Raw genomic sequence first — 21,847 nt, forward strand, 5'->3', positions numbered from 1 at the left:
AAGCTAATTTTAATTGCCACCGCGCGCGCGTGCGTGAGCTTTATCAGTGGTGCCTTCCTACTAAAAATCAGAATTTATGAGCGACGGAAATGAGTATAGCGCCGGGCAGATACAGGTTCTTGAAGGGCTCGAGGCCGTTCAAAAACGACCGGCAATGTATATCGGTTCTACCGACTCTCGTGGGTTACATCACCTCGTCTACGAAGTGGTGGACAACTCCATCGACGAGGCGTTAGCCGGTTACTGTGACAGTATCGACGTAACGATTCACGAAGACGACTCCGTCAGCATCGCGGACGACGGACGCGGGATTCCCGTGGACCGCCACGAGGAGTACGATATGCCCGCACTGGAGGTCATCCTGACCGTCCTCCACGCCGGCGGGAAGTTCGACAACAAGTCCTACCAAGTGTCCGGCGGCCTCCATGGCGTCGGTATCTCCGTGGTGAACGCCCTCTCGGAGAAGTTCGAAGTCGAGGTGAAACGCGACGGTGCCGTCTGGCGACAGACGTTCGAGCGCGGTAACCCCGCAGGGGAGATGGAGCGCGTTCGAGACATGCGCGACGACGAGGAAACCGGCACGTACCAGCGGTTCTGGCCCGACACGGAGATCTTCGAGACGACGGAGTTCACCTACTCCACGCTCGAAAACCGCCTGCGAGAACTCGCCTTCCTCAACTCCGGCGTCGAAATCGTCCTCGACGACGAACGCGACGAGGAGAAAGGCGATACGTTCCGCTACGACGGCGGCATCCGCGAGTTCGTCGAATACCTGAACGAAACGAAAACAGCCCTCCACAACGAGGTCATATACTTCGAGAACGAGGACGATAACATCCAAGTCGAAGTGGCGATGCAGGCCACCGACGAACTGCAAGGTTCGATCCACGCCTTCGCCAACAACATCAACACCCGCGAAGGTGGCACCCACCTGACCGGGTTCAAAACCGCCCTCACCCGCATCGTCAACGACTACGCGAACGACAACGACATGCTTGGCGACATCGAGGAGAACCTCCGCGGCGAGGACATCCGCGAAGGGTTGACCGCCGTCATCTCGGTCAAGCACCCCGACCCGCAGTTCGAGGGACAGACCAAGACGAAACTCGGCAACAGCGAGGTCCGCGGCATCGTCGAAAGCGCCGTCCACGAGGGACTGTCGGTCTACTTCGAAGAACACCCGGACACCGCACAGGCCGTCGTCCTCAAGGCGGTTGAGGCCGCGAAGGCCCGAAAAGCCGCGAAGAAGGCCGAGGAACTCACCCGCCGGAAGAGCGCGCTCGAATCGAGCGCGTTGCCGGGCAAACTCGCCGACTGCCAGTCGCGCGACCCGAAGAAGTCCGAACTGTTCGTGGTGGAAGGCGATTCGGCCGGGGGCTCAGCCAAACAGGCCCGTGACCGCGAATTCCAAGCCATCCTGCCGCTGTTCGGCAAGGTGTTGAACGTCGAGAAACACCGACTCGACCGCGTGCTGGAGAACGAGAAGATTCGAAACTTCATCACGGCCATCGGGTCCGGCGTCGGCGAGGAGTTCGACATAGACGAGACGCGCTATCACAAGATCATCATCATGACGGATGCGGACGTGGACGGAGCGCACATCAGGACGCTCTACCTGACGCTCCTCTATCGCTACATGCAACCGCTGTTGGAGGCCGGCTACGTGTACGCCGCCCAACCGCCGCTGTACCGCGTTCGCTACCGGGGCAAGACGTACGACGCGATGACCGAGGAGGAACGCGACCGGATAATCGAGGAGAAGTGTAACGGGAACCCCTCGCAGGTCCAGCGGTTCAAGGGACTGGGCGAGATGAACCCCGAACAGCTGTGGGAGACGACGATGAACCCCGAAAACCGCATCCTCAAACAGATAACCATCGAGGACGCCGCGGCGGCGGACAAGATGTTCTCGGTGCTGATGGGTGACGCCGTCGGGCCGCGAAAGCAGTTCATTCAGGACCACGCCACCGAAGCGGAGTGGGTCGATATATGAGTTCAGACACACCGGACAATCCGGATCTCCCGGACGAGGTAGCGGAAAAGGTACGAAACGTCCGCGTCGAGGACGAGATGGAACAGAGCTACATCGACTACGCGATGTCGGTCATCGCGGGTCGTGCGCTCCCCGACGTGCGCGACGGGTTGAAACCCGTCCACAAGCGTATCCTCTACGCGATGCACCGGTCGGGCGTGACGAGCAACGCGAGTCACCGCAAATCCTCGAACATCGTCGGGGACACCATGGGCGACTTCCACCCGCACGGCGACCAGTCGATTTACGACGCGCTCGCCCGGATGGCACAGACGTTCTCCATGCGCTATCCCCTTATCGACGGGCAGGGGAACTTCGGCAGCGTGGACGGCGACCCGCCGGCGGCGATGCGGTACACCGAGGCCCGGATGGACTCGCTGTCCGAGGAGATGCTGGCCGACATCGAGATGGACACGGTGGACTTCAAACCCAACTACGACGGACGCTTGGAGGAACCCGAAGTCCTCCCCTCGGCGGTGCCGAACCTCCTCATCAACGGGTCGTCCGGCATCGCCGTCGGGATGTCCACGAACATCCCGCCGCACAATCTGGGCGAGGTCATCGACGCGACGGTCGAACTCATCGACAACCCGGATGCGACGATAGAGGACCTGATGGAGTACGTCAAGGGACCGGACTTCCCGACCGGTGCGAACATCGTCGGTCGGAACGACATCCATCAGGCGTACAAAACCGGACGGGGACGCCTTCGCGTCCGCGCCGAGTACGAGGTGCAGGACGACCGCATCGTCATCACGGAACTGCCGTTCCAGACGAACAAGGCGCGACTCATCGAGCGCATCGCCGACCACGTCAACGACGGCACCATCGACGGCATCCGCGACCTGCGCGACGAGTCCGACCGCGACGGCATCCGCGTCGTGGTGGAACTCAAGCAGAACGCGATTCCGGAAGTCGTCGAGAACCAACTGCTGAACCACCGCCTCGAACGAACCTTCAGCATCATCTCGCTGGCGCTGGTGGACGGCCAGCCGAAAGTCCTGACGCTGAAGGAACTGCTCCAGCACTATTTGGACCACCGCCGCGACGTCGTCAGGCGGCGTAGCGAGTTCGAACTCGACGAGGCGGAAGAACGGGCACACATCCTTGAAGGACGACTGCGCGCGCTCGACAACATCGACGACGTGGTCGAACTCATCCGCAACGCGGAGGACCGGGACGGCGCACGGAGCGGGTTGCAGGCGACGTTCGACTTCTCGGAGAAGCAGGCCGAACACATCGTTCGGATGCAACTCGGGAGCCTCACATCACTCGAATCCGAGGAAATCGAATCCGAGTACGAGGACGTGACGGCGCGCATCGAGCGCCTCGAAACCATCCTCGGCGACGAGTCGGAACTCCTCGGCGTCATCAAGGAGGAACTCCTCGAAATGAAGGAGAAGTACGCCGACGATCGACGGACGAAAATCGTGGAGGACACGTCGGAAGTCACCCGCGAGGACCTCATCGCCGAGGAGAACGTGTTCGTCGTCGTCACCGAGCAGGACTACGTCAAGCGCATGCCCATCGACCGGTTCGACGCGCAGGGTCGCGGCGGTAAGGGTATCATCGGCGCGGACGTCAAAGAGGGCGACAAGATTTCGAAGGTGTTCCGCGCGAACACCCACGATTACCTCCTCTGCTTCACGAATCACGGGCAGGTCTATCGCCTGAAAACGTACGAGATACCCGAGATGTCGCGCACGGCGCGCGGCAAATCTGCGGTCAACATCCTCGATTTGGAGCGCGACGAAGACATCACCGCCGTCATCACGACGGACGAGTTCGAGGACGACGAGTCGCTGAGCATGGTCACCCAGCAGGGGTACGTCAAACGAACCGCCGCGAAGGAGTTCGAAAACATCCACTCGACGGGGAAGATCGCCGCGCGACTCGAAGACGACGACAAGCTCGTGGACGTGAAGGTGACGGACGGAACGAAGGACCTCCTCATCTCCACGAAGAACGGAATGACCATCCGCTTCGACGAAACCGAGGCCCGCGAGATGGGCCGCAACGCTCGCGGTGTCCACGGCATCCGATTGGGCGAGAATGACGAAGTCGTCGGCATGGTCGCCGCGAACGGCGACGTCGATGACCTCCTCACCGTCACCCGGCGGGGGTACGGAAAGCGGACGAAACTCGCGGAGTACCGCGCCCAATCCCGCAACGGGAAGGGTCTCATCGACATCAAGACGGGCGACCGCAACGGATCGGTCACCGAAGTGAAAACCGTCATCGAGGACGATCACCTCGTCCTGATGAGCGAGCGGGGCCAAATCATGCGCATCCGGGCGGCGGACATCTCGGAGGTCGGCCGGAACACGATGGGCGTCACCGTGATGGACGTGGACGAGGACGACCGCGTGGCGAGCGTGGACATGATTCCCGCCGAGGCCGCGGACGCGATGCCGGACGATGCCGAGACGGTAGACGAGGAATCGGAACCGGTCGCCGACGAGTAACGATTACGGTGCGATTTCTGCTTGTTCTCTCTTTTTTCTCCCTTCTAACGTTCGGGTCGCTCGTCGGCACTACCGTCGAATCAGCGGAATTTTCGCGTTCACAGAAATCGGAATTTGAACAGCTACCGAGGCCGCAAAATTGACACTACCGTTCGTCGCTAGCCGCCCCTCCGGAAAATCTCCGATTTTCCGGGCCGACGAACCCCCGGACGGGGGTGAGGAGGCTTTTGGTGCAGATTTTGCCAGTGAGTGCAGCTTTGCCGCACTCACGCAGCAAAAGGTGCTATAGGATGCGCTTGCCCAGCGCGCTCGCTGCGAGTTCGGTGGCGAGCGCGGCGGTTTCGTTGTGTTCGTCCAGGATCGGGTTCACTTCCACGAATTCGAGCGACCGGAGGATGCCTTCGTCCCGGTTGCGCGTGGCGACGGTTTCGAGGGCGGAGTGGGCCTCGCGATAGCTGACGCCGCCGCGAACGGGCGTCCCGACGCCGGGCGCTTCCTTGGGGTCGAGCCAGTCCATGTCGAAGCTGACGTGGATCCCGTCCACGCCGTCGGTGGCGATATCGAGGGCCTCCTCCACGATTTCCGTGATTCCGTGTTCGTCGATGTCGGACATGGTGAAGGTCGTGACGCCGCTCTCGCGGATGGCGTCGACTTCGGAGTCGTCCACGCTTCGAAGACCGACGAGGACGACGTTTTCGGCGCGCAGACCGGGGGCGTTCGCCCAGTCGGTATCCGCGAAGTCGTCGATACCGAGCGCGCCCGCGAGCGGCATCCCGTGGACGTTACCGCTCGGCGAGGTCTTCGGGGTGTTGAAGTCGCTGTGCGCGTCGAACCAGATGGCCCCGATTTCGGCGTCGCGGGCCGCACCGCCGAGCGTCCCCATGGCGATGGAGTGGTCGCCGCCGAGGACGAGCGGAAAGGCATCGTCGTCGATGGCGTCCGCCACCGTGTCGGCGAGGCGGGAACACACGTCCGCCGTCTCGCGGAGGAACTTGGCCTTACCGTCCCTCGGTTCTTCGGTTTCCGGGTCGCGCTCCTCCGCGCGCGGAACGGTCAGGTCGCCGGCGTCGATCGCGGTCACGTCCGAGTTGGCGAGTTCCTCGGCCAGTCCGGCGTAGCGGATGGCGGATGGTCCCATGTCCACGCCACGTCGGTTCGCGCCGTAGTCCACCGGTGCTCCGATTATCTGGACGGGTTTCGTCATGATTGAACGGACGGGTCGGGGGGGTTTCAAACGCTCCCTTTCGACCGGATGAAACTCTATTTAACCGAGGAGTTCCGACGGACAAGGTACCGCGATTCTCCTGGGATATTCGGCGGATTTAAGGAAATCAATTACCAAGATTCGTGTAATGTCTAGCATTGAGTTGACGCCTAGTCAGGAGACGATACTGACGGCATTGGTAAACTTGCACCGCGAGACCGAAGATGCAGTCAAGGGCGAGGACATCGCCGAAGAGGTCGACCGCAACCCCGGAACGATCCGAAACCAGATGCAGAGCCTCAAAGCGCTCCAACTCGTGGAAGGTGTCCCCGGCCCGAAAGGCGGGTACAAACCGACCGCGACGGCGTTCGAAGCGCTCGACATCCAGAACTTGGACACCGCCGCCGAGGTCCCCCTCGAACACAACGGCGAACCGGTCGAACAGAGCAACATCGAGGAGATCGACCTCACGAGCGTTCACCACCCCGAACTCTGCCGCGCCGAGATTCACCTTCGCGGATCCGTCCGCGACTTCCACGAGGGCGACTCTGTGAAGGTCGGTCCGACGCCCCTCTCGAAACTCGTCGTTGAGGGTACGGTAGACGGCAAGGACGACACCCGTAACATCCTCATCCTGAAAATCGAGGGGATGGAAGCACCGACCGAAGAGCCGAACCACTGATATCGACTCCGGTCGCGTTTCGTTTTTTTTTTGACTCTCCGACGCTTGTCGTTCGCTTTCGGAAAGTATTATCGACGGACGCTCCAACTTCCACCGATGCACCGTCGAACTCCGATTCGGTTTTCGACCCGTCTGGTCGCCGTGTTGTGGTTCCTCATAGCCGTTTCCGGCCATGCACTGGCACACGGTGCGAGTTTGCAGGGGGACTCGAAATCCCTGGCCGTCCCGCTCTGGCTGTTCATCCTCACGGGCGGCGGCGTCGTGAGCGCGTCGTTCCTGCTCGCCAGTTTCATCACCGACCGGTCGTTCATCCGGACGATACACCAGTGGCAACGGTTCACGTCGCGGTCCGCCGACGGAGCCGTATTCGTGACGAAAGTCGTCGGCGTTTTCGCCCTCCTCGCCATCGTCGCGGCCGGATGGTTCGGTCCGCAAACCGCCCGGGAAAACCTCGCCATCCTCGCCGTCTGGGTGGGGTGGTGGGCGGCGTACACGATATCGGTGTACGTCGTCGGGAACACGTGGCCCGCGTTCAATCCGTGGCGAACGGTCGGGGAACTCCTGCCCTCCCGTGAAGCGAACTATCCCGAGCGGTTGGGAGCGTGGCCGAGCGTCGTCGGCCTCCTCGCGCTCGTTTGGCTCGAAGTCATCAGCCCGCTCGCGGACAAACCCGAGATGCTGGCGGACGTTATCGCGGTCTACACCGTCGTTACGCTGGCGGGAATCCTGCTGTACGGCACCGAACGCTGGTTCGGGACGGTGGACCCCATCGCCCGCGTGTTTCGGTACTACGGACGGGTCGCCCCGCTCCGCCGGACCGACTCGGGCTTCGAGTTTCAACTGCCCGGTGCGCGCCTGACCGAGACGAAACTCGTCACGGGATTCGATGAAGTCGGGTTCGTCGTCGCCATCCTCTGGGTGACGACCTACGACGGCTTCGTCTCCACGCCGCTCTGGTCCGACGTCGTCCGGCCCGTCGCCGACGCCGGCGTTCCGCTGAACGTCGCGTACCTCGCGGCACTCCTCGGCGGCTATGGTCTGTTCCTCGGCGCGTACAGGGTGGCGACGCGGCTCTCCCGCGACACAGCGGACACGTACCTCACACCGTCCGCTATCGCCCGGCGCTTCGCGCCGTCGCTGTTGCCCATCGCGGTCGGCTACCACCTCGCTCACTACGTGAGCTACTTCCTCTCGCTCTCGCCGACCCTGCTGGGCGTGCTGTCGAGTCCGCTCGATCCGCCGCAGGCGGTGATTCTCATCCTACCGGCGTGGTTCGGCGGCCTCAACATGGCGTTCGTTCTGCTCGGCCACCTCCTCGCGGTGTGGGTGGCCCACGCCACGGCGTACGACGTGTTTCCGAGTCGAATGCAGGCGATACGGAGCCAATATCCGCTCGTCGCGGTGATGATTCTGTACACGATGACCAGCCTGTGGATCGTTTCGCAACCGACACTCACACCACCATGACCACGACAGACTACCGCGTTCCGTCCGGCGAATCGCCCCACGTGTGTGCCTACTGCGGCGACCCGTTCCGCGAGGAGGAGTACCTCGTGCTCCACCGCGGGTTGGAACACGGCGACGAACTCCCCGAGGACGAGGTTGCGGCCTTCTACGACACGTACGAGGAGGAGACGGAGGATCTGAAACACTTCCGTCTGAAGGCGCTCGGAATCCTCGTCCTGCTGTACTTCGGGTTCCTGTTCATCTACGCCATCATCGGCATCTCGTAGTTCCGCCGATGACTGGCTCCGCCCCGCCGATACGGTTAGGGCTTCCTCCGTCGTCTCGAACTCCATGCCCTCGATTCGTCGCGCGACGGAAGCCGACGCCGAGCCGATTCTCGACCTTCGGTGTGCGGCCATCCGCGCGTTCGGCGTGGAGCGATACCACGAAGAGCAGGTCGAACGCTGGGCCGAACAGCCGCTCGGGAGTGCCCCCTATATAGAGTCGATACGGAACGAATCGGAATCCGTCCTCGTCGCCGAGGTGAGCGGCGAGCTTGCGGGATTCGGCCGCGTCGAACAGGATACCGGCGTGGTCTCGGCGGTGTACGTCCATCCCGACCACGCACGGAACAGGGTCGGGTCGGAGCTGCTTTCCCACCTCGAGTCGCGGGCGAGGAGCGCGGGAGTCGATTCGGTAACGCTTCACGCCTCCCTGAACGCGGTCCCGTTCTACGAGGCACGCGGGTACGAGCGGATTTCCACGGTACTACACGAAGTGACCGGCGGCGTCGAACTGGCGTGCGTGGAGATGGCGCGTAACATATCGGTCGCCTGAAAGCAGCAGAACGTCGATTTCCGGGCCGCAAACCAAAAGACACGAAACCCTCCGGTGTCTGGGTCGAGTATGAGCAATTACCTCGTTGCGATGGAGGCGGCATGGTTGGTACGCGATGTCGGCGATATCGACGATGCGATAGGCGTTGCGGTCAGCGAAGCCGGGAAACGGCTGAACCAGAAGAACATGGACTACGTCGAAGTCGAAGTGGGCGCGACGGGGTGTCCGGCCTGCGGCGAACCGTTCGATTCGGCGTTCATCGCGGCCCACACCGCGCTCGTCGGCCTCGTCCTCGAAATGAAGGTGTTCAACGCCGAGAACGAAGAGCACGCCCAACGCATCGCCAAGAGCGAAGTCGGCGGCGCACTTCGCGACGTGCCGCTCTCGATCGTCGAAACCATCGAGTTCGACGAGGACGAGGAGATCGACTTCGGCGACGCCTGAACGGTCCGAACAATTTATACCATAACCGTTGGTAATTTCTACGTATGGAACTTCCGACACCCCAAGACCTTCGGGAACACCGAACCGACTTGGGACTCACACAGAGCGAACTCGCGGAGCGGGCGGGCGTTTCACAGCCGCTCATCGCTCGAATCGAGGGCGACGACGTGGACCCCAGGCTTTCGACGCTCCGGCGAATCGTGAACGCGTTGGAGGAATCGGAAGGTGACATCGTGCGCGCGGGTGACCTCCTGCACGAATCCGTCGTCAGCGTCGCACCCACCGATACCGTGAGCGAAGCGGTACAGAACATGCAGGATGCGGGCTACTCCCAACTGCCGGTCATCAAACAGGGCGTTCCCGTCGGCTCGATAAGCGAGAGCGATCTCGTTCACGTCAGCGAAGACGCCCGCGACGAGGCGGTTCGCGAGTTCATGGACGAGAGCTTCCCGACGGTCTCGAAGTCGGCGACGCTCAACGAGATCAGCAACCTCCTCGACCACTACAAGGCCGTGATGGTGACGGAGGAGGGCGAAACCATCGGCATCGTCACGGAAGCGGACATCGCGGCTCGGCTTTCGTAACCGGTTCGGGGTGTCGTCCCGGATTTTTACCAGTCCATTGATGGGGGAGGGCGACAATGTCTTCTCGAATAGCGATCGATATGCCGGACAGCAAGCCGAAACGTCGTGAGTCCGAATGAGCGTAACCGATTCGTTCCCCATGGATACGGGCGAGGAGGAGTCGGAAGTGACTCCTTTAGAACTGTTTTTCGATCTCGTGTTCGTGTTCGCCATCACCCAAATCACGCGGTTTCTCACCACGCATCTGACGTGGGCGGGTGTCGTGCGCGGCATCGCACTGCTCGCGGTAGTGTGGTGGGCGTGGGTCGGGTACTCGTGGCTGACGAACGCCATCCCGGCGGAGGAGGTCCTCTTCCAGCGCTCGGTCATCCTACTGGCGATGGCGGCCATGTTGGTGGTCGCACTGACGATTCCACGGGCGTTCGACGCCGACGCGGTTACGTTCGCCGCGGCGTACTTCGTCGTTCGCGGGTTGCACGTCGTCCTCTACGGACTCGCCACGCCGCCGGAAACGCGGGATGCGGTCCTCCGCCTCGCGCCGGGATTCCTCGGCGCACCCGTCCTCCTCATCGCCTCCGGGTTCGTGGGTGAGACGCTCCAGAGCGTGTTTTGGATCGCCGCGATCGCGTTGGATTACGGCGTCGCGCGGGTTCGCGGCGTCGAGGGGTTTCACGTTCAGGCGAGCCACTTCGTCGAGCGTCACAGACTCATCGTCATCATCGCCCTCGGGGAGTCGATCGTCGCCATCGGCGTCGGCATGGCCGGACTCCCCCTCGGGAACCGTCTCCTTCTCGGCGTCCTCGCCGGGTTCGTCCTCATCGCGACGCTGTGGTGGCTCTACTTCGATTACGTCACGCTCGCCGCCGAACGACGACTCGTCCGGGCGTCCGACCGCGAACGGTCGGTGCTGGCCCGCGACTCCTACAGTTACATCCACCTCCTCGTCATCGGCGGCATCATCTTCGTCGCGCTCGGCATCGAACAGACGGTAGCGCACGTCGGAACGGCGCTCGGCGTAATCCCCGCCGTCGCACTGTGTGGCGGCGGAACGCTCTACCTCTGCGGTCACAACGCCTACCGGTTCCGCGACCACGGCACCATCAGCGTCGCGCGAGCCGTCGTGGCGATCATCGCGGTCCTGTTGATTCCGGTCGCCGTCGTCGTCCCGTCCGTCGTCGCGCTCTTACTCCTCACCGCGTTGTTCGTCGCGCTGGCCGGATACGAGACGGTTCGCTCCGAGGACCGGCGGGTCGTTCGGTCGGAATGACCGCTCAAATCACAATTTCACGACATCTTTTTCACGTGCCCCGTTGACATTCGTTCATGGGAATCGGGATTCGTCCGGCGAGGCCGAGCAACACGGAGGCGATACGACACGTCGCGGAGCGGGCGTGGCACTCGGCTCACGCACCGATCATCGGCACGGAGGCGACGAACGACTTCCTCGAACGGTACTACGACGCCGAGACCTTCTGCTCGCTCATCGAAACCGAGGAGTCCATCCTCGACGTCGCCGTCGATGACGACGCCGGGGTCGTGGGATTCGTCGGTGCGAATCCCGTCGAAGGGTCCGCGACGTTCGATTTGGGTCGCATCTACGTCCTCCCCGGTCGGTGGCGCGAGGGAATCGGCGGACGACTGCTCTCCCACGTCGAGCGAACCGTCGAACGACGCGGCGGCGAGCGAATCCAACTCGGCGTCATGACCGAGAACGAACGCGCCGTCGAGTTCTACGAGTCGGCGGGCTACCGACGCGACGAGGAGTTCTACGACGAGCGGATCCACACGTCCGGATACCTGTACGTGAAGGAGTTGTAGAGAATTTTGGCGAGGTGGAATCAACAGATCGCGTAGGTGATACCGAGCGACCCATCCTTCTGTATCCGTATGTGGACGTTCCCGTAGCACTGGTTCGTCTCGACGGTCGTACACTGTTTGTACCCCGCGTTGCTCGAACTGGCGTGGAGGAGTTGCGCACAGACGCGGAACGTCTCCACCTCGGTCCCCTCCGATCGTTCGAGATTGTACAGTGCGGCCGTATCCCCCGGCCCTACCGGCCGAGTGACCGTGAAGACCGTTTCGTCCGTCACCTTTCGAACGACCCAGACGTGAATCGTTCGCTCCTCATCGTACCCGTTTTCGAGCCAGATGGTGTGGTCCGAGTCGAACGAACTCGTCTTGGACTCGAAAACGCACCCCGTGACGGCGAACGTGCCGACGGAGCCGAGCAGGGCGCGACGGGTCAGGCCGGACATGACACAAACCCCACACCCTTCTTAAATAAATATTCTGAAAATACGCCTCGGGGATGTGCCGGTTTCACGCCGAAAGGGAATAATTGGGAAATTTACGACCGTTCGTCCTCCCCATCACCCGTTTCCGCTCGAAAACCGTCCGGAGGTCAGTTCAGACTCAATCCGCGAATCCCCACGCTCTCGCCCTCCTCGACGGTACCGATAACCCGTCCGTCCGTCTCCGCAACGAGCGTTTCGGCATCGCCCTCAGGGAGCGCGACGACGAACCCGGTTCCCATGTTGAACGTGCGGTGCATCTCCTCGTCGGAGACGTTACCGCCGTCCTGCACGAAGTCGAACACCGGTTGTGCGTCGAACGGGTCGTCGATCTCGTAGCGGCGGTCGCCCATCCGCAAAAGGTTCGTCCATCCGCCGCCCGTCACGTGCGCCGCGGCGTGAACGTCCCGCTCGCGGAGTGCGGGAAGCAGGTAGGTGTAGAGGCGCGTCGGTTCGAGGAGCGCTTCGCCGACGGTCCCCTCGCCGAGCGGAAAGTCGTCGTCGTAGTCGTGATCCTTCGTCGCGGCCTTGCGGGCCAGCGTGAGGCCGTTCGAGTGAATTCCGTTCGATTCGAAGCCGACGAGAACGTCGCCCACCTCGGCCTCGCCGGGAAAGATGGCGTCCTTCGGCGCGAGCCCGGCGCAGGCACCCGCGAGGTCCAGGCCGGAGATGACTTCCGGCATCACCGCGGTTTCGCCGCCGACGAGGGCGACGCCCGCCTCTTCCGCGCCCGCCGCGAGTCCCTCGCCGACCTGTTCGGAGAACTCCTCGGTGGGTTCGTCCACGGCGAGGTAGTCCACGAAGGCGACGGGTTCGACGCCGCTCGCCACGAGGTCGTTCGCGTTCATGGCGATGCAGTCGATGCCGACCGTCGAGTAGTCGCCGAGGGCCTCCGCGACGAGCAGTTTCGTCCCCACGCCGTCCGTCGCCAGCGCGAGATACTGGTCGCCGATATCGAGCAGTCCGGCGTAGTCTGTCGTGTTGTCGATGTCCGAAACCGCGCCGACGAGGGCCGCCGTCGCCGCTTCGCTCGCGTCGATGTCTACCCCCGCGTCGGAATACGTCAGTTCCTCTTCCTCAGTCATGGTGAAACGCGTGTTCCGGGTGAGTAAAGGTTTGCCCATCTCATGTTCGACCGCATATTCGGTTTCGATAAATTGGTCGCTACGAACGGGTACGTTCGCTACGAGTTGCTTTTTGTTTTCGTATGATCACAACTGCTGGGGAGTTGACCTCGAAAGCCCCCGCCAGCTCGCGGCACCGGAAGACGTTCCAGCTCACTTCGTTCGCGGGCATGTGCTTCCGTGCTCACACTCACTGCGTTCGCGTGAACCGCTCGGCGACATCTCGGCTCGACTCAGTTCGTTCGTCTTCACCGAGAGGGGTCGTCGAGACGACTAAAATGAACGCGAGCGAGTGGCCCCTTTCAGTCCCACCACATACCATCACATACCGCCACCGCACCGCAACAACCACTCCCTCCCCAACCGATTGCGTTTCTCGCTCACATTCGTTCGCTGCGATACTCATCCCTCGCGCGAGCTGAGGCGAGACGGCTCGGACGTGAAGTCCTCGCCGTCCCGTCAGCACGCGCCATAGGAATTCGATTTCGATTACACACACGACGAACTAGCCGCGCGGCGCGTGCGCAAGCAGCCCTGAGGATTTCACATCCGAGGGCTGTTGGCAAGCGCGAGGGACGACTGAGCAAATGCGAAGGAGTCGGTTGGGGAGGATGTGGCGCGGTGGCGGTTGCTGTGCGGAAGCGGTGCGGGTGGGACTGAAAGGGGCCGTCCGCTCGGGCTTGCGTGGTTGCTGTGCGGGCCACTATTCTGGCCAAACGTGGCGGAGAGGCCAGAATATCCTGCACAGCGGCCGCGAGCGGGCGGGGGCTTTCGAGGGTTGCTTCCCGGTAGTCGCACATCAGTTGCTCCCAACTGCAACTCGTAGCGAGCGAACGGGGGCTTTCGAAACCGTCTTCCTGACAATCTCATTTCTATCTCTCCCCGATTTAGATGGAACTCGTAGCGACCGTGAGCATGATGAGGGCTTTCGAAGAGTGCTTCGCAGTAACCGATTCCAAAAAACCGCTCTCACGAAGCAGACGTGGTGGTCCGTTCCGAAAAAATTTCGAAACCGAAATATCGCGCGTTCGCGCGGGTTGCTACAGCACCAACAGCGCGTACAGCGCGAGCAACACGCAGGGGACGAGCGTGGCGAAGAAGACGGTCATGCTCCACTGTTGGACCTTCTTGCCGTCCAGCGGCCCCCACGGGAGCATGTTGAATCCGGCGAGGAGGAAGTTTATCTGCGCGCCGCGGTAGCCGATTTCCGTGACGATCGACGGCCCGACGAAGATGAACGGGAAGAACAGGACGCCGAGGACGACGTTCGTCATCGGCCCCGCCAGCGCGATGAGGCCGTTTTCCCGCTCCGTGATCATCCCGCGGTGATACACCGCGCCGGGTGCCGCGAAGAGGAATCCGGCGAGTCCGCCGGCGATGGCCAACAGCAACATGCCGTAGTCGGCGCGGAACTCGGCGATTTGGCCGAAGCGAATCGCCACCACCTTGTGGGCCAATTCGTGGAGGAGAAACCCGACACCCGCCGTGAACAGCGAGACGACCAGTGCTCCGACGAACGTTGCGGACGAAACGCCCCTGCCGGGTTGGAGGAGCGCCTCTCCGAATCCCGGTTGGAGGAAGAGCGTGAAGGCGAGGCCGAGTGCGGCCCACGCGACCAGCAGGTCGCGGAGTTCGCGCGTGCTGAACCGGATGTTCACGTCAGCGCACCCCAGATGACGTCGGCGCTGTTGTGTGCGCCCTCGACCATCAGCCGCGTGATTTCACCGACGCCGCCGACCTGTGGACCGAGGAACGGCAGGACGACGAAGGGGAACAGGAACGTCGCTATCATGCTCCCGATGTTCGTCATGGCGACGACGGCGATGAGTCGGAACAGCGGCACGTCGAGCATTCGGGACATGATGTCGGCGAGGGGGAGTTCCTCGTCGCTCATGATGTCGTTGAGTTTGGCGATATCGCCGATGTTGACCTGCGTGTACTTGAGTTCCATGTAACCGGCGAACCACCCGGGCGCGAGCAGCGGGTTGATGCTCGTCAGCCACGCGATCGCGCCGCCGACGAGGGCGCTTATCCAGTGTGCCCCGGCGAGTTTCGCCAGTCCGAAGGCGAAGATGCCGTTGAACAGGAACCACGCCGCGAACACCTGAATGAGGAACGTGTTTCTGACCCCGGCCATCGCCAACAGGATGAAGAAGGCGAAGAAGGCCACCGTGATGAAGTAGCCGAACAGTTTGAAAAACGAGAATCGGCTCCCCTTCTCGGTGCCGACCAGCGACTCCATCGGCGGGAGCGTACTCGGGTCGTCGAGATATCCTTCGATACCCGCGCGGTGGCCCGCGCCGACGACGGCGATAACGCTGTGGCCCGCTTCCCGAAGCGACACGAGTTTGTGTGCGATGAACGCGTCACGCTCGTCGATGAGGGCCTCCGCGCCGCCGGGGGAAAAGCGCCGGAACTCCTCCATCATCGCCGTGATGACGTCGCCGTCGGTGAGGTCCTCGATGTCGAACTCCTCGTCCAGTTCCTCCTCCTCTACCGTCCCGCTTCCGAGGAAGAACCCGCCGAGGACGCCGAGTACCATGCCGACGCCGACGCCGATGACGAGCGAGGAGAGGATTCGGAGTACGACCGCGCCGATTCCGGCGAGCGTCCCCGCGTCCACGACGCCGATGGTACCCGTACCTGCCGCGAGGCCCGCGGCGATTCCGAGTACCAACCCGCCGCCGAGGGCGACGTCGATGCGCCTCGTCAGACCGCCCGAAAGCACGAGGCTTCCGAGGGCGAGTCCGGCGAAGGCACCGCCCGCGAGGCCGCCGACGAGTTGGAAGATTCCGGCACCCGCGCCGAGGGTAAGCGTCGCGTTCAACCCGAGAAGCGGCGAGAGAAAGATGCCGAATATCATCGCGAAGAAGACGCCGAAGAGAGCGCCGAAGAGGAGTCCTATCGTGAGCGGGTCGGTCACGCCGATGGCGAGACTGCCCACCATCCGTAACTTCTCGCGAAGGCTCATCCGCGCCCAGAATCGCTGGATCGTCATCTGGATGTCGCGGTCCACCAGCGCGACGCCGCTCCCGTGTCGTTCGGCGGCGTCGATCGCGGCTTTCATGTCCGCACCGGGTTGGATGTCGAACTCCTCGCCCATGCGTGTCTGCACGTACGACAGCATCCAATACGCCAAAAACTGAAAGACGGTGTTGCCGTGAAGGAGGTCGGACGGATCGAGGTCGTCGGCCACTTCGCCTTGCATCTGCCGGAAACGCCCCTCGTCGAGTTCGACGGCGACGATTTCCGGATTGTCCTCCTCGATGGCTTCTTCGACTCGCTCGACGCTCGTTTCCGAAACGTGGGCCGTTCCCACGACTCGTACGTCTCCCTCGCCGCCACCGGATGACGGCGGGTGCTGGTCGGTCATCAGTGACGTTACTCTCCCTCCATTTTTACCAGTATCGATGACACGGCAAAATTTCCACCCGTTCAACGTGGAATTGAACTAATCGGCCCGATGGACGAGAACGCGGCCGTGGCTCTTGACGACGACTTCGTGGTCCTGGTAGTTGAACGATACTTCTCCGGTGACGGAACGGAGTTGCCCGTCGCATCGGGGGCCGAAGATGGATTCGAGGGCATCGACGTCCACGACGTGATGAAGCGGGGGAAGTTCTTCGGGGGCCAAACCGCTCGCGGACGAAAACGTCTCGACGATGGTCTGGACGAGGGTCATCTCGCCTCCCCACGAGTACTGCGCCGAGGCGACCGGTTCGGAGGTTCTCTGTATTATGGGGTCACTCATTACCCGGTGATACGGTTCGAACTCACATGCGATTGTGCGTTCAATAGTTGAGTCTTTAAATAGGGCCGGGAGCGGGTGGAATTTCTATCGAACCGATGCTTCGACGACATCGAACAATCCGTCGTATTCGTCGGGAATACTGCCAAATTCGACCGAATCGCGTTCGGGGTCCCATTCCACGCTGCCCGTGTTGGCGAGCATCGGGAGGTGGACGTGAACGAGTGCGGTTCGCAACTGGTCAGTTTCGCCGTCGAGTCGGTCGGCGAGCGTCGTCACCGAAAGGGGGTTCCCCTCTTCACGGAGGAGAACCAACACCTCTCGGCGAATCGGTTCCGAGAACACCTTGAACATCGCGTTCAAGGAGGGCGGCGCGGTATCGTCCCACCGGGAACCGTCTTCCGGGAGTGTCTCGATCGTCATACCGGAAACCAGCCACCGAAACGCATTGAGTGGGTGGGCTAAAGGATTAGTCCCGATCCGCCTCGTCGAAGATGGCGCTTAGGACCTTTCGCTCGGCGAGACGGAGGTGCTTGTGGAGCGTCGGCGGGGCGATATCGAGCGATTCGGCGAGTTCTTCGCCCGTACTCCCACGCGGCCAATCGTAGTACCCGGCACGGTACGCCGTCATGAGGACGGTTCGTTGGCGCTCGGTGAGTCGATCATCGAGCGAATCGCGGAACCCTACACGCGTTTCGGTCGGTCGTTCGACGGTCTGCCGGGAGACGAGTTCCGCATCCTCGAACACTCCAGACATGGCGTTGGCGACTTCACGAACGTCTCCCGTTTCCGGCATGTCGATGGTGACTCTGGCAACCCCGTCCTCCGCCACCGCAGAGCGGATGATACCGCCGTGGTTCGAGAGCGTCGAAAACGCCATCGGTTCGCTGTAGCGGATTTCGAGCAGACATTCGTCGTCCCGCTTGTTAATGGCACGGAGATGCGAGACGTCGAACTCCCGGCAGAATTCGAGGACTCGATCGGGGTCGCTTCCACGCGTCGAGACGTACAACAGAAACGACCCGTCGGGATGGAGTATCGCGTCCTCGAATCGGGCCGTACAGCCGACTTCCTCGGTGAGCGCCGTGAACAGGTACTCCTCGTCCGTGAACTCGAACGTCAGTTCGATGGCTCGCTCCGAAACGAGCGCTTGCCGGGTCTTGACCGCCGACAACGCGTATCCGACCATCTCCCCGAGTTCGTCCAACACCTCACGCTCCGGGCCCTCGAACGCGAACGCGCGGTCGGCGTAGACGCCGAGGACGCCGTAGGTGGTGTCGTTGTACCGGAGCGGGACGAACGCCATCGACCAGTGACCGGAGTCGTCCGTCTGAACTCCCCAGTCCTCATCGTCGAGCTTTACGTCTTGAACGACCTCTACCGTCCGACCGCGAATCGCGGTCGTGCCCGGTCCCGCGGCGACGTCGAAATCCGCCGCTAACTGCGTCGCGTGTCCCTCGTCGATGCCTGCCCACGCCTCGATGGTCAACGCGTTCAACTCCCGGTCGAAACGGGCCAAAAGAACGAATCGGTAGGGGTCGGCATCGGCGAGTCGGTCGCAGACGGTTTGTTCTATCCCTTCCGTCGTGTTCGCGCGAACGACCGCGCGGTCGATGCTCCGAACGACGGCGTTGATGTGACGCAACTGTTCGAGTTCGTCGCGTTGTGCCCGTAACGCCGCGTCTCGTTCCTTTTTCCCCGTGATATCGCGGGCGACGCCGACCGTTCCGTCGAATCGTCCCTCCGACCGCACCACCGAAAATCGGAGTTCGCACGGAATTCGTTCCCCGGCCTTGCTTCGCACGAGGACCTCCATCGCTCGAATTCCGTCCGGGTCGTTCTTCAGCAAATCCTGTATCTCGGCACCGATTCGCTCCATGTCGAGGTCGTCGAGGATGAGCGAGGCGTGTGCGCCGAGGAGTTCCTCACGGTCGTATCCGGTCCCCTCGACGATGGCGTCGTTGACCGCGACGAAGTGGCCCTCGGGGTCGAGTTGATAGGTTCCATCCCCGATGGCGGAGATGACTTTTTCCGTGGCCAGCAGTCGAGAATCCTGCTTCGCCCGCTCCTCGCTCATGTGACACTAGCGGTCAGCAACGACGATAACTCTGGCGCGCGCGAACCGCGGCGAACTAAATACGCCGCCCGAGAAGGGACGAACATGGCAGAGACGGCGACGTTGATGGATTCGTACACCGAGATGACCGAACTGCTCCTTCCGAACGACACGAACAACCTCGACAGGGCGCTCGGAGGCGTCGTTCTCCACTGGATGGACATCTGCGGGGCCGTCGCGGCGATGCGGTTCTGTGGCAATCAGTGCGTCACCGCGTCGATGGACCACGTGGATTTCATCTCGCCCATCGACAGGGGAGAGGTCGCCGTCGTGGAGGCGTTCGTCTTCGAAACTGGACGAACGAGCATCGACGTGAAGGTGAACGTTCGCGCCGAGGACCCGAAGAAGGGCGACCAGCGCGAGACGACCACCTCGTTTTTCACCTTCGTCGCGTTGGACGAGAACGGCAAGCCGACGCCCGTCCCGGACCTCGACTGTCCGGACGAAAATCAGCAGGCGCTCCGCGATTCGGCCCGCGAAGAACGTATCGAACAACTCCAAGACGTGGTGGATCGAATCGACTGAGCACGAAAAAAGTCGTCGTTCGAAAGGTCGACTGTTCGTCTATTTGTTGGTGGTGGTCTGATTCGCCGTCGTTGTCGTCATCTCCGCAGCGGTGGTTTCAGCCACCGTCTCGTTCATCGCCGCCGTCGCCGTTTCCGTACTCGTCACGTTTGCGGACGTGCTCGTCGTGGAAGTCGGTGCTTCGGTGGCCGTCGCATTCATCGACGTGGTGGTCGCACCCGTCGAAGTCGTCTCGTTGGGCGGCGTGGTCGTTTCCGGTGCCGGAGTCGAAGTCGCGTTCGCCGTCGTCGTTTCGTTCGCCGCACCCGTCGCGTTACCCGACGCCACGAAGTCGGTCACGAGGATGAGGTCGAGCGGCCTGTCGGGGCTTCCGGCCGGAACGCTGCTCTGGTTGGCGTATCCCGCCGCGAACGCCGAGTAGGCCGTGCGGTCGTTCAGCGACACGTCGAACGTCTTGAGAACTTCGCCGGAATCGTTCGCCGTCGCGGGACGGACTTCGAGCGTGTAGTCGCCCGCCGGAACCTGCTCGTACGCCGTCGCCTGTCGGAACGAGACGTTGTCGAACAGCGTGGTGTTGCTGCCAGCAACCGTCACATCGACCGGTCCCGCGTCGGGCGAGACGTGGACGAGTCGCACCGAGGCGTTGCCTTGTTCGGGCGCGGTGAAGTTGTCCTCGTAGACGACCGGTTCGAAGGCGGTATCGCCGCTCCCCGAAATCAGACCGGTCGCCGCGACGGTGTAGTTCGTATCGGCGTCGAACGTCTCGTTACCCGAGAAGACGACGGTGCTCGGGTCGCCCGCGGCCGTGATCGAAACCTCGTGTTCGCCCGCCGAAAGGCTGGCGTAATCGGTGACGTTTCCGTAGGACAGGTTCGAGACGACCGTCTCGTTGTCCACCAGCACGTCGACCGGCGGCGCGTCGGGCGACATGTGCGCGATGCGAACCTGTGCATCACCCGTCTCGTTCGCGGTCGTCGTCTCGTTCGCCGCGGCGGTCGTCGTCTCGTTCGCGGTCGTCGTTTCAGTTGCCGCCGTCGTCTCGTTCGTAGCGGTGGTCGTTTCGTTCGTCGTAGTCGATGTCTCGTTCACCGCCGCGGTCGTCGTTTCCTCCATCGCGGTCGTTTCGTTTACCGCGGTCGTCTGATTCGTCGTTTGAGTCGGTCCGTCGGCCATCACCCCCATTCCTGCAAATCCGACGCTGAGTGTAACCATCAGTACTACCAATCCGACTCCGAGTGTACGTGTTGTTCTCCTCATTCCGATGCCATCATCGGCAAGGGCGAGGATAAACCATTTACACCGTCCATCCGCGTAATGGCGGTTTTCGCGGGCGGTAACTCCCGTTTCTGGTGGAATCGTCGTGTCGAAATCGTCACCTAATGCGGGCAGCGTTCCCCTGACGTCGACCCGAAGGAACGCTTATCCGGAACCCCGTTCTATCCGGATTCATGGGACTCGACGTATCCGCTCCGGACTCCCCGACGCTTCGAGCGGAGGCGGACGTGCAGGAGTACGACGACGTGTCGGTTTCCGGTGAGAACGATTACCACCGCGAGGAACTGGAGGCGTTCCTCCACGAGGGCGCGTGGGAAGAGTCGTTCGACCGGTGGGCCGAGGACACCGGGTTGGACGAGCGCGAGTTCGAAACCGCGCTCGATTTGGACCTGTTCGCGGAGTTCGACTTCTTCTGGGACGACTTCGCGGACCGAGTCGGCTACCACGCGCCGGGCATCCCCGAGGACTGGAAGGTCAGGGACATCCACCCCGATATCGACTCGTGGAACGCCGTCTCGTCCATCAACGCGTCGCTGACCGAACTCGGACAGGTAGTCTGTGACGTGCTCGAATCGGAGTACGTGGACTGGGAGGCGGAGTTCGAAGCGCCCGACGACCTGCCCGATTTCTAACGCGCCGACCCGCGGAAAATCACGCCGTCGATGTCGCCGGCGAGGACGACGTTGTCCGACTCGTTCGTACAGGAAAAGGAGACGACCATCTCGTGGCGTTCCGGGTGCAAGTCGACCGCTTCGACCGTGGTCTTGCAGGTAATCTCCTCGCCGACGTACACCGGTCGTCGGAACTCGAACGTCATCGTCCGCGCGATGAAGTCCATGTCGCCGCCGATTTTCGTGGGGAGCGTCGCCGTCAGCAGTCCGTGAACCATGGGGGTTTCCTCCTCGACGTGGTGGCTTCCCCGGTCTCCCGAGAGGTCGGCGAACGCCGCGACGTCCTCGGTCGTGAACGTTCGCGAGAAGGACCGCGTATCGCCCTCCGTCGGCGTGTCTGTCATGCCTATTCGTTCACACGAACCCACCTAATCCTTTCTCCGAGCGTGCAGCGCGATGGGCG

The 21,847-nt window shown here is 62.4% G+C and carries 22 protein-coding genes; 12 read left to right on the forward strand and 10 right to left on the reverse strand.

What is annotated here, in order from left to right:
* The first annotated feature begins 76 nt into the window (after positions 1 to 76).
* Positions 77 to 1,993, forward strand: a complete 1,917-nt coding sequence (gene gyrB, locus ACGYLY_RS04700) for a DNA topoisomerase (ATP-hydrolyzing) subunit B (RefSeq protein WP_395282755.1) — start codon at positions 77 to 79, stop codon at positions 1,991 to 1,993.
* Complete coding sequence (gene gyrA, locus ACGYLY_RS04705; RefSeq protein ID WP_395282754.1) at positions 1,990 to 4,497, forward strand: DNA gyrase subunit A; 2,508 nt, start codon at positions 1,990 to 1,992, stop codon at positions 4,495 to 4,497. The genes gyrB and gyrA overlap by 4 nt, the downstream gene beginning before the upstream one ends.
* Before the next feature lie 283 nt (positions 4,498 to 4,780).
* Here the strand turns inward: gyrA and rocF are convergent, their stop codons facing one another.
* Positions 4,781 to 5,701: an arginase gene (gene rocF / locus ACGYLY_RS04710; protein WP_395282753.1), complete on the reverse strand. Its 921-nt coding sequence runs from the start codon at positions 5,699 to 5,701 to the stop codon at positions 4,781 to 4,783.
* A 148-nt stretch (positions 5,702 to 5,849) separates the two neighbouring features.
* Between rocF and ACGYLY_RS04715 the strand changes: the two genes are divergently transcribed.
* The 8 genes from ACGYLY_RS04715 (at position 5,850) to ACGYLY_RS04750 (ending at position 11,512) form a co-directional block, all read left to right on the forward strand.
* A complete protein-coding gene (locus tag ACGYLY_RS04715) occupies positions 5,850 to 6,383 on the forward strand; it encodes an Rrf2 family transcriptional regulator (RefSeq protein ID WP_231183032.1) in 534 nt (177 codons plus the stop codon).
* Between the two features lie 96 nt (positions 6,384 to 6,479).
* Complete coding sequence (locus ACGYLY_RS04720) at positions 6,480 to 7,850, forward strand: hypothetical protein (RefSeq protein ID WP_395282752.1); 1,371 nt, start codon at positions 6,480 to 6,482, stop codon at positions 7,848 to 7,850.
* Positions 7,847 to 8,116 (forward strand): C2H2-type zinc finger protein, encoded by a 270-nt coding sequence (locus ACGYLY_RS04725; RefSeq protein ID WP_395282751.1) that lies wholly within the window; start codon positions 7,847 to 7,849, stop codon positions 8,114 to 8,116. The genes ACGYLY_RS04720 and ACGYLY_RS04725 overlap by 4 nt, the downstream gene beginning before the upstream one ends.
* A 64-nt stretch (positions 8,117 to 8,180) precedes the next feature.
* Positions 8,181 to 8,666, forward strand: a complete 486-nt coding sequence (locus tag ACGYLY_RS04730) for a GNAT family N-acetyltransferase (protein WP_395282750.1) — start codon at positions 8,181 to 8,183, stop codon at positions 8,664 to 8,666.
* Positions 8,667 to 8,735: 69 nt separating this feature from the next.
* Positions 8,736 to 9,110: a DUF555 domain-containing protein gene (locus ACGYLY_RS04735; RefSeq protein WP_395282749.1), complete on the forward strand. Its 375-nt coding sequence runs from the start codon at positions 8,736 to 8,738 to the stop codon at positions 9,108 to 9,110.
* A gap of 44 nt (positions 9,111 to 9,154) precedes the next feature.
* Positions 9,155 to 9,694: a CBS domain-containing protein gene (locus ACGYLY_RS04740; RefSeq protein ID WP_231183037.1), complete on the forward strand. Its 540-nt coding sequence runs from the start codon at positions 9,155 to 9,157 to the stop codon at positions 9,692 to 9,694.
* A 115-nt stretch (positions 9,695 to 9,809) separates the two neighbouring features.
* Positions 9,810 to 10,961, forward strand: coding sequence for a low temperature requirement protein A (locus ACGYLY_RS04745; protein ID WP_395282748.1), 1,152 nt, complete (start codon positions 9,810 to 9,812; stop codon positions 10,959 to 10,961).
* Positions 10,962 to 11,017: 56 nt separating this feature from the next.
* Positions 11,018 to 11,512: a GNAT family N-acetyltransferase gene (locus tag ACGYLY_RS04750; RefSeq protein WP_395282747.1), complete on the forward strand. Its 495-nt coding sequence runs from the start codon at positions 11,018 to 11,020 to the stop codon at positions 11,510 to 11,512.
* A gap of 20 nt (positions 11,513 to 11,532) precedes the next feature.
* Here the strand turns inward: ACGYLY_RS04750 and ACGYLY_RS04755 are convergent, their stop codons facing one another.
* The 7 genes from ACGYLY_RS04755 to ACGYLY_RS04785 form a co-directional block, all read right to left on the reverse strand.
* Complete coding sequence (locus tag ACGYLY_RS04755) at positions 11,533 to 11,949, reverse strand: hypothetical protein (protein WP_395282746.1); 417 nt, start codon at positions 11,947 to 11,949, stop codon at positions 11,533 to 11,535.
* Between the two features lie 146 nt (positions 11,950 to 12,095).
* The gene (purM, locus tag ACGYLY_RS04760; RefSeq protein WP_395282745.1) at positions 12,096 to 13,070 is read right to left on the reverse strand and encodes a phosphoribosylformylglycinamidine cyclo-ligase; all 975 of its coding nucleotides are present in this window, start codon (positions 13,068 to 13,070) and stop codon (positions 12,096 to 12,098) included.
* A gap of 1,079 nt (positions 13,071 to 14,149) precedes the next feature.
* On the reverse strand, positions 14,150 to 14,767 hold the full coding sequence (locus ACGYLY_RS04765) for a metalloprotease (protein ID WP_395282744.1): 618 nt from the start codon (positions 14,765 to 14,767) through the stop codon (positions 14,150 to 14,152).
* Positions 14,764 to 16,482, reverse strand: coding sequence for a TraB/GumN family protein (locus ACGYLY_RS04770; protein WP_395282743.1), 1,719 nt, complete (start codon positions 16,480 to 16,482; stop codon positions 14,764 to 14,766). The genes ACGYLY_RS04765 and ACGYLY_RS04770 overlap by 4 nt, the downstream gene beginning before the upstream one ends.
* A gap of 78 nt (positions 16,483 to 16,560) precedes the next feature.
* A complete protein-coding gene (locus tag ACGYLY_RS04775) occupies positions 16,561 to 16,860 on the reverse strand; it encodes a HalOD1 output domain-containing protein (RefSeq protein ID WP_395282742.1) in 300 nt (99 codons plus the stop codon).
* An 84-nt stretch (positions 16,861 to 16,944) separates the two neighbouring features.
* On the reverse strand, positions 16,945 to 17,280 hold the full coding sequence (locus ACGYLY_RS04780) for an ArsR family transcriptional regulator (RefSeq protein ID WP_395282741.1): 336 nt from the start codon (positions 17,278 to 17,280) through the stop codon (positions 16,945 to 16,947).
* 46 nt (positions 17,281 to 17,326) lie between these two features.
* Positions 17,327 to 18,934: a bacterio-opsin activator domain-containing protein gene (locus ACGYLY_RS04785; protein ID WP_395282740.1), complete on the reverse strand. Its 1,608-nt coding sequence runs from the start codon at positions 18,932 to 18,934 to the stop codon at positions 17,327 to 17,329.
* Positions 18,935 to 19,018: 84 nt separating this feature from the next.
* Between ACGYLY_RS04785 and ACGYLY_RS04790 the strand changes: the two genes are divergently transcribed.
* On the forward strand, positions 19,019 to 19,498 hold the full coding sequence (locus tag ACGYLY_RS04790) for an acyl-CoA thioesterase (protein ID WP_395282739.1): 480 nt from the start codon (positions 19,019 to 19,021) through the stop codon (positions 19,496 to 19,498).
* 39 nt (positions 19,499 to 19,537) lie between these two features.
* Here the strand turns inward: ACGYLY_RS04790 and ACGYLY_RS04795 are convergent, their stop codons facing one another.
* On the reverse strand, positions 19,538 to 20,710 hold the full coding sequence (locus tag ACGYLY_RS04795) for a DUF4397 domain-containing protein (RefSeq protein ID WP_395282738.1): 1,173 nt from the start codon (positions 20,708 to 20,710) through the stop codon (positions 19,538 to 19,540).
* A gap of 236 nt (positions 20,711 to 20,946) precedes the next feature.
* Between ACGYLY_RS04795 and ACGYLY_RS04800 the strand changes: the two genes are divergently transcribed.
* Positions 20,947 to 21,405: a hypothetical protein gene (locus ACGYLY_RS04800; protein ID WP_395282737.1), complete on the forward strand. Its 459-nt coding sequence runs from the start codon at positions 20,947 to 20,949 to the stop codon at positions 21,403 to 21,405.
* Here ACGYLY_RS04800 and ACGYLY_RS04805 read toward each other — a convergent pair.
* On the reverse strand, positions 21,402 to 21,788 hold the full coding sequence (locus ACGYLY_RS04805; protein WP_395282736.1) for a MaoC family dehydratase N-terminal domain-containing protein: 387 nt from the start codon (positions 21,786 to 21,788) through the stop codon (positions 21,402 to 21,404). The two genes, ACGYLY_RS04800 and ACGYLY_RS04805, sit on opposite strands and share 4 nt — an antisense overlap.
* Between the last annotated feature and the right edge of the window lie 59 nt (positions 21,789 to 21,847).

The sequence above is a fragment of the Haladaptatus sp. CMAA 1909 genome (assembly GCF_043952005.1).
GTDB lineage: Archaea > Halobacteriota > Halobacteria > Halobacteriales > Haladaptataceae > Haladaptatus.

What these genes read in the sequence shown, in the direction of transcription:
- gyrB (WP_395282755.1), top strand. Translation starts at nt 77, where the DNA reads ATGAGCGACGGAAATGAGTATAGCGCCGGGCAGATACAGGTTCTTGAA.
- ACGYLY_RS04800 (WP_395282737.1), top strand. Translation starts at nt 20,947, where the DNA reads ATGGGACTCGACGTATCCGCTCCGGACTCCCCGACGCTTCGAGCGGAG.
- purM (WP_395282745.1), bottom strand. Translation starts at nt 13,070, where the DNA reads ATGACTGAGGAAGAGGAACTGACGTATTCCGACGCGGGGGTAGACATC.
- gyrA (WP_395282754.1), top strand. Translation starts at nt 1,990, where the DNA reads ATGAGTTCAGACACACCGGACAATCCGGATCTCCCGGACGAGGTAGCG.
- ACGYLY_RS04740 (WP_231183037.1), top strand. Translation starts at nt 9,155, where the DNA reads ATGGAACTTCCGACACCCCAAGACCTTCGGGAACACCGAACCGACTTG.
- ACGYLY_RS04745 (WP_395282748.1), top strand. Translation starts at nt 9,810, where the DNA reads ATGAGCGTAACCGATTCGTTCCCCATGGATACGGGCGAGGAGGAGTCG.
- ACGYLY_RS04755 (WP_395282746.1), bottom strand. Translation starts at nt 11,949, where the DNA reads ATGTCCGGCCTGACCCGTCGCGCCCTGCTCGGCTCCGTCGGCACGTTC.
- ACGYLY_RS04775 (WP_395282742.1), bottom strand. Translation starts at nt 16,860, where the DNA reads ATGAGTGACCCCATAATACAGAGAACCTCCGAACCGGTCGCCTCGGCG.
- ACGYLY_RS04720 (WP_395282752.1), top strand. Translation starts at nt 6,480, where the DNA reads ATGCACCGTCGAACTCCGATTCGGTTTTCGACCCGTCTGGTCGCCGTG.
- ACGYLY_RS04795 (WP_395282738.1), bottom strand. Translation starts at nt 20,710, where the DNA reads ATGGTTACACTCAGCGTCGGATTTGCAGGAATGGGGGTGATGGCCGAC.
- ACGYLY_RS04790 (WP_395282739.1), top strand. Translation starts at nt 19,019, where the DNA reads ATGGCAGAGACGGCGACGTTGATGGATTCGTACACCGAGATGACCGAA.
- ACGYLY_RS04805 (WP_395282736.1), bottom strand. Translation starts at nt 21,788, where the DNA reads ATGACAGACACGCCGACGGAGGGCGATACGCGGTCCTTCTCGCGAACG.
- rocF (WP_395282753.1), bottom strand. Translation starts at nt 5,701, where the DNA reads ATGACGAAACCCGTCCAGATAATCGGAGCACCGGTGGACTACGGCGCG.
- ACGYLY_RS04770 (WP_395282743.1), bottom strand. Translation starts at nt 16,482, where the DNA reads ATGACCGACCAGCACCCGCCGTCATCCGGTGGCGGCGAGGGAGACGTA.
- ACGYLY_RS04780 (WP_395282741.1), bottom strand. Translation starts at nt 17,280, where the DNA reads ATGACGATCGAGACACTCCCGGAAGACGGTTCCCGGTGGGACGATACC.
- ACGYLY_RS04725 (WP_395282751.1), top strand. Translation starts at nt 7,847, where the DNA reads ATGACCACGACAGACTACCGCGTTCCGTCCGGCGAATCGCCCCACGTG.
- ACGYLY_RS04785 (WP_395282740.1), bottom strand. Translation starts at nt 18,934, where the DNA reads ATGAGCGAGGAGCGGGCGAAGCAGGATTCTCGACTGCTGGCCACGGAA.
- ACGYLY_RS04750 (WP_395282747.1), top strand. Translation starts at nt 11,018, where the DNA reads ATGGGAATCGGGATTCGTCCGGCGAGGCCGAGCAACACGGAGGCGATA.
- ACGYLY_RS04730 (WP_395282750.1), top strand. Translation starts at nt 8,181, where the DNA reads ATGCCCTCGATTCGTCGCGCGACGGAAGCCGACGCCGAGCCGATTCTC.
- ACGYLY_RS04735 (WP_395282749.1), top strand. Translation starts at nt 8,736, where the DNA reads ATGAGCAATTACCTCGTTGCGATGGAGGCGGCATGGTTGGTACGCGAT.
- ACGYLY_RS04715 (WP_231183032.1), top strand. Translation starts at nt 5,850, where the DNA reads ATGTCTAGCATTGAGTTGACGCCTAGTCAGGAGACGATACTGACGGCA.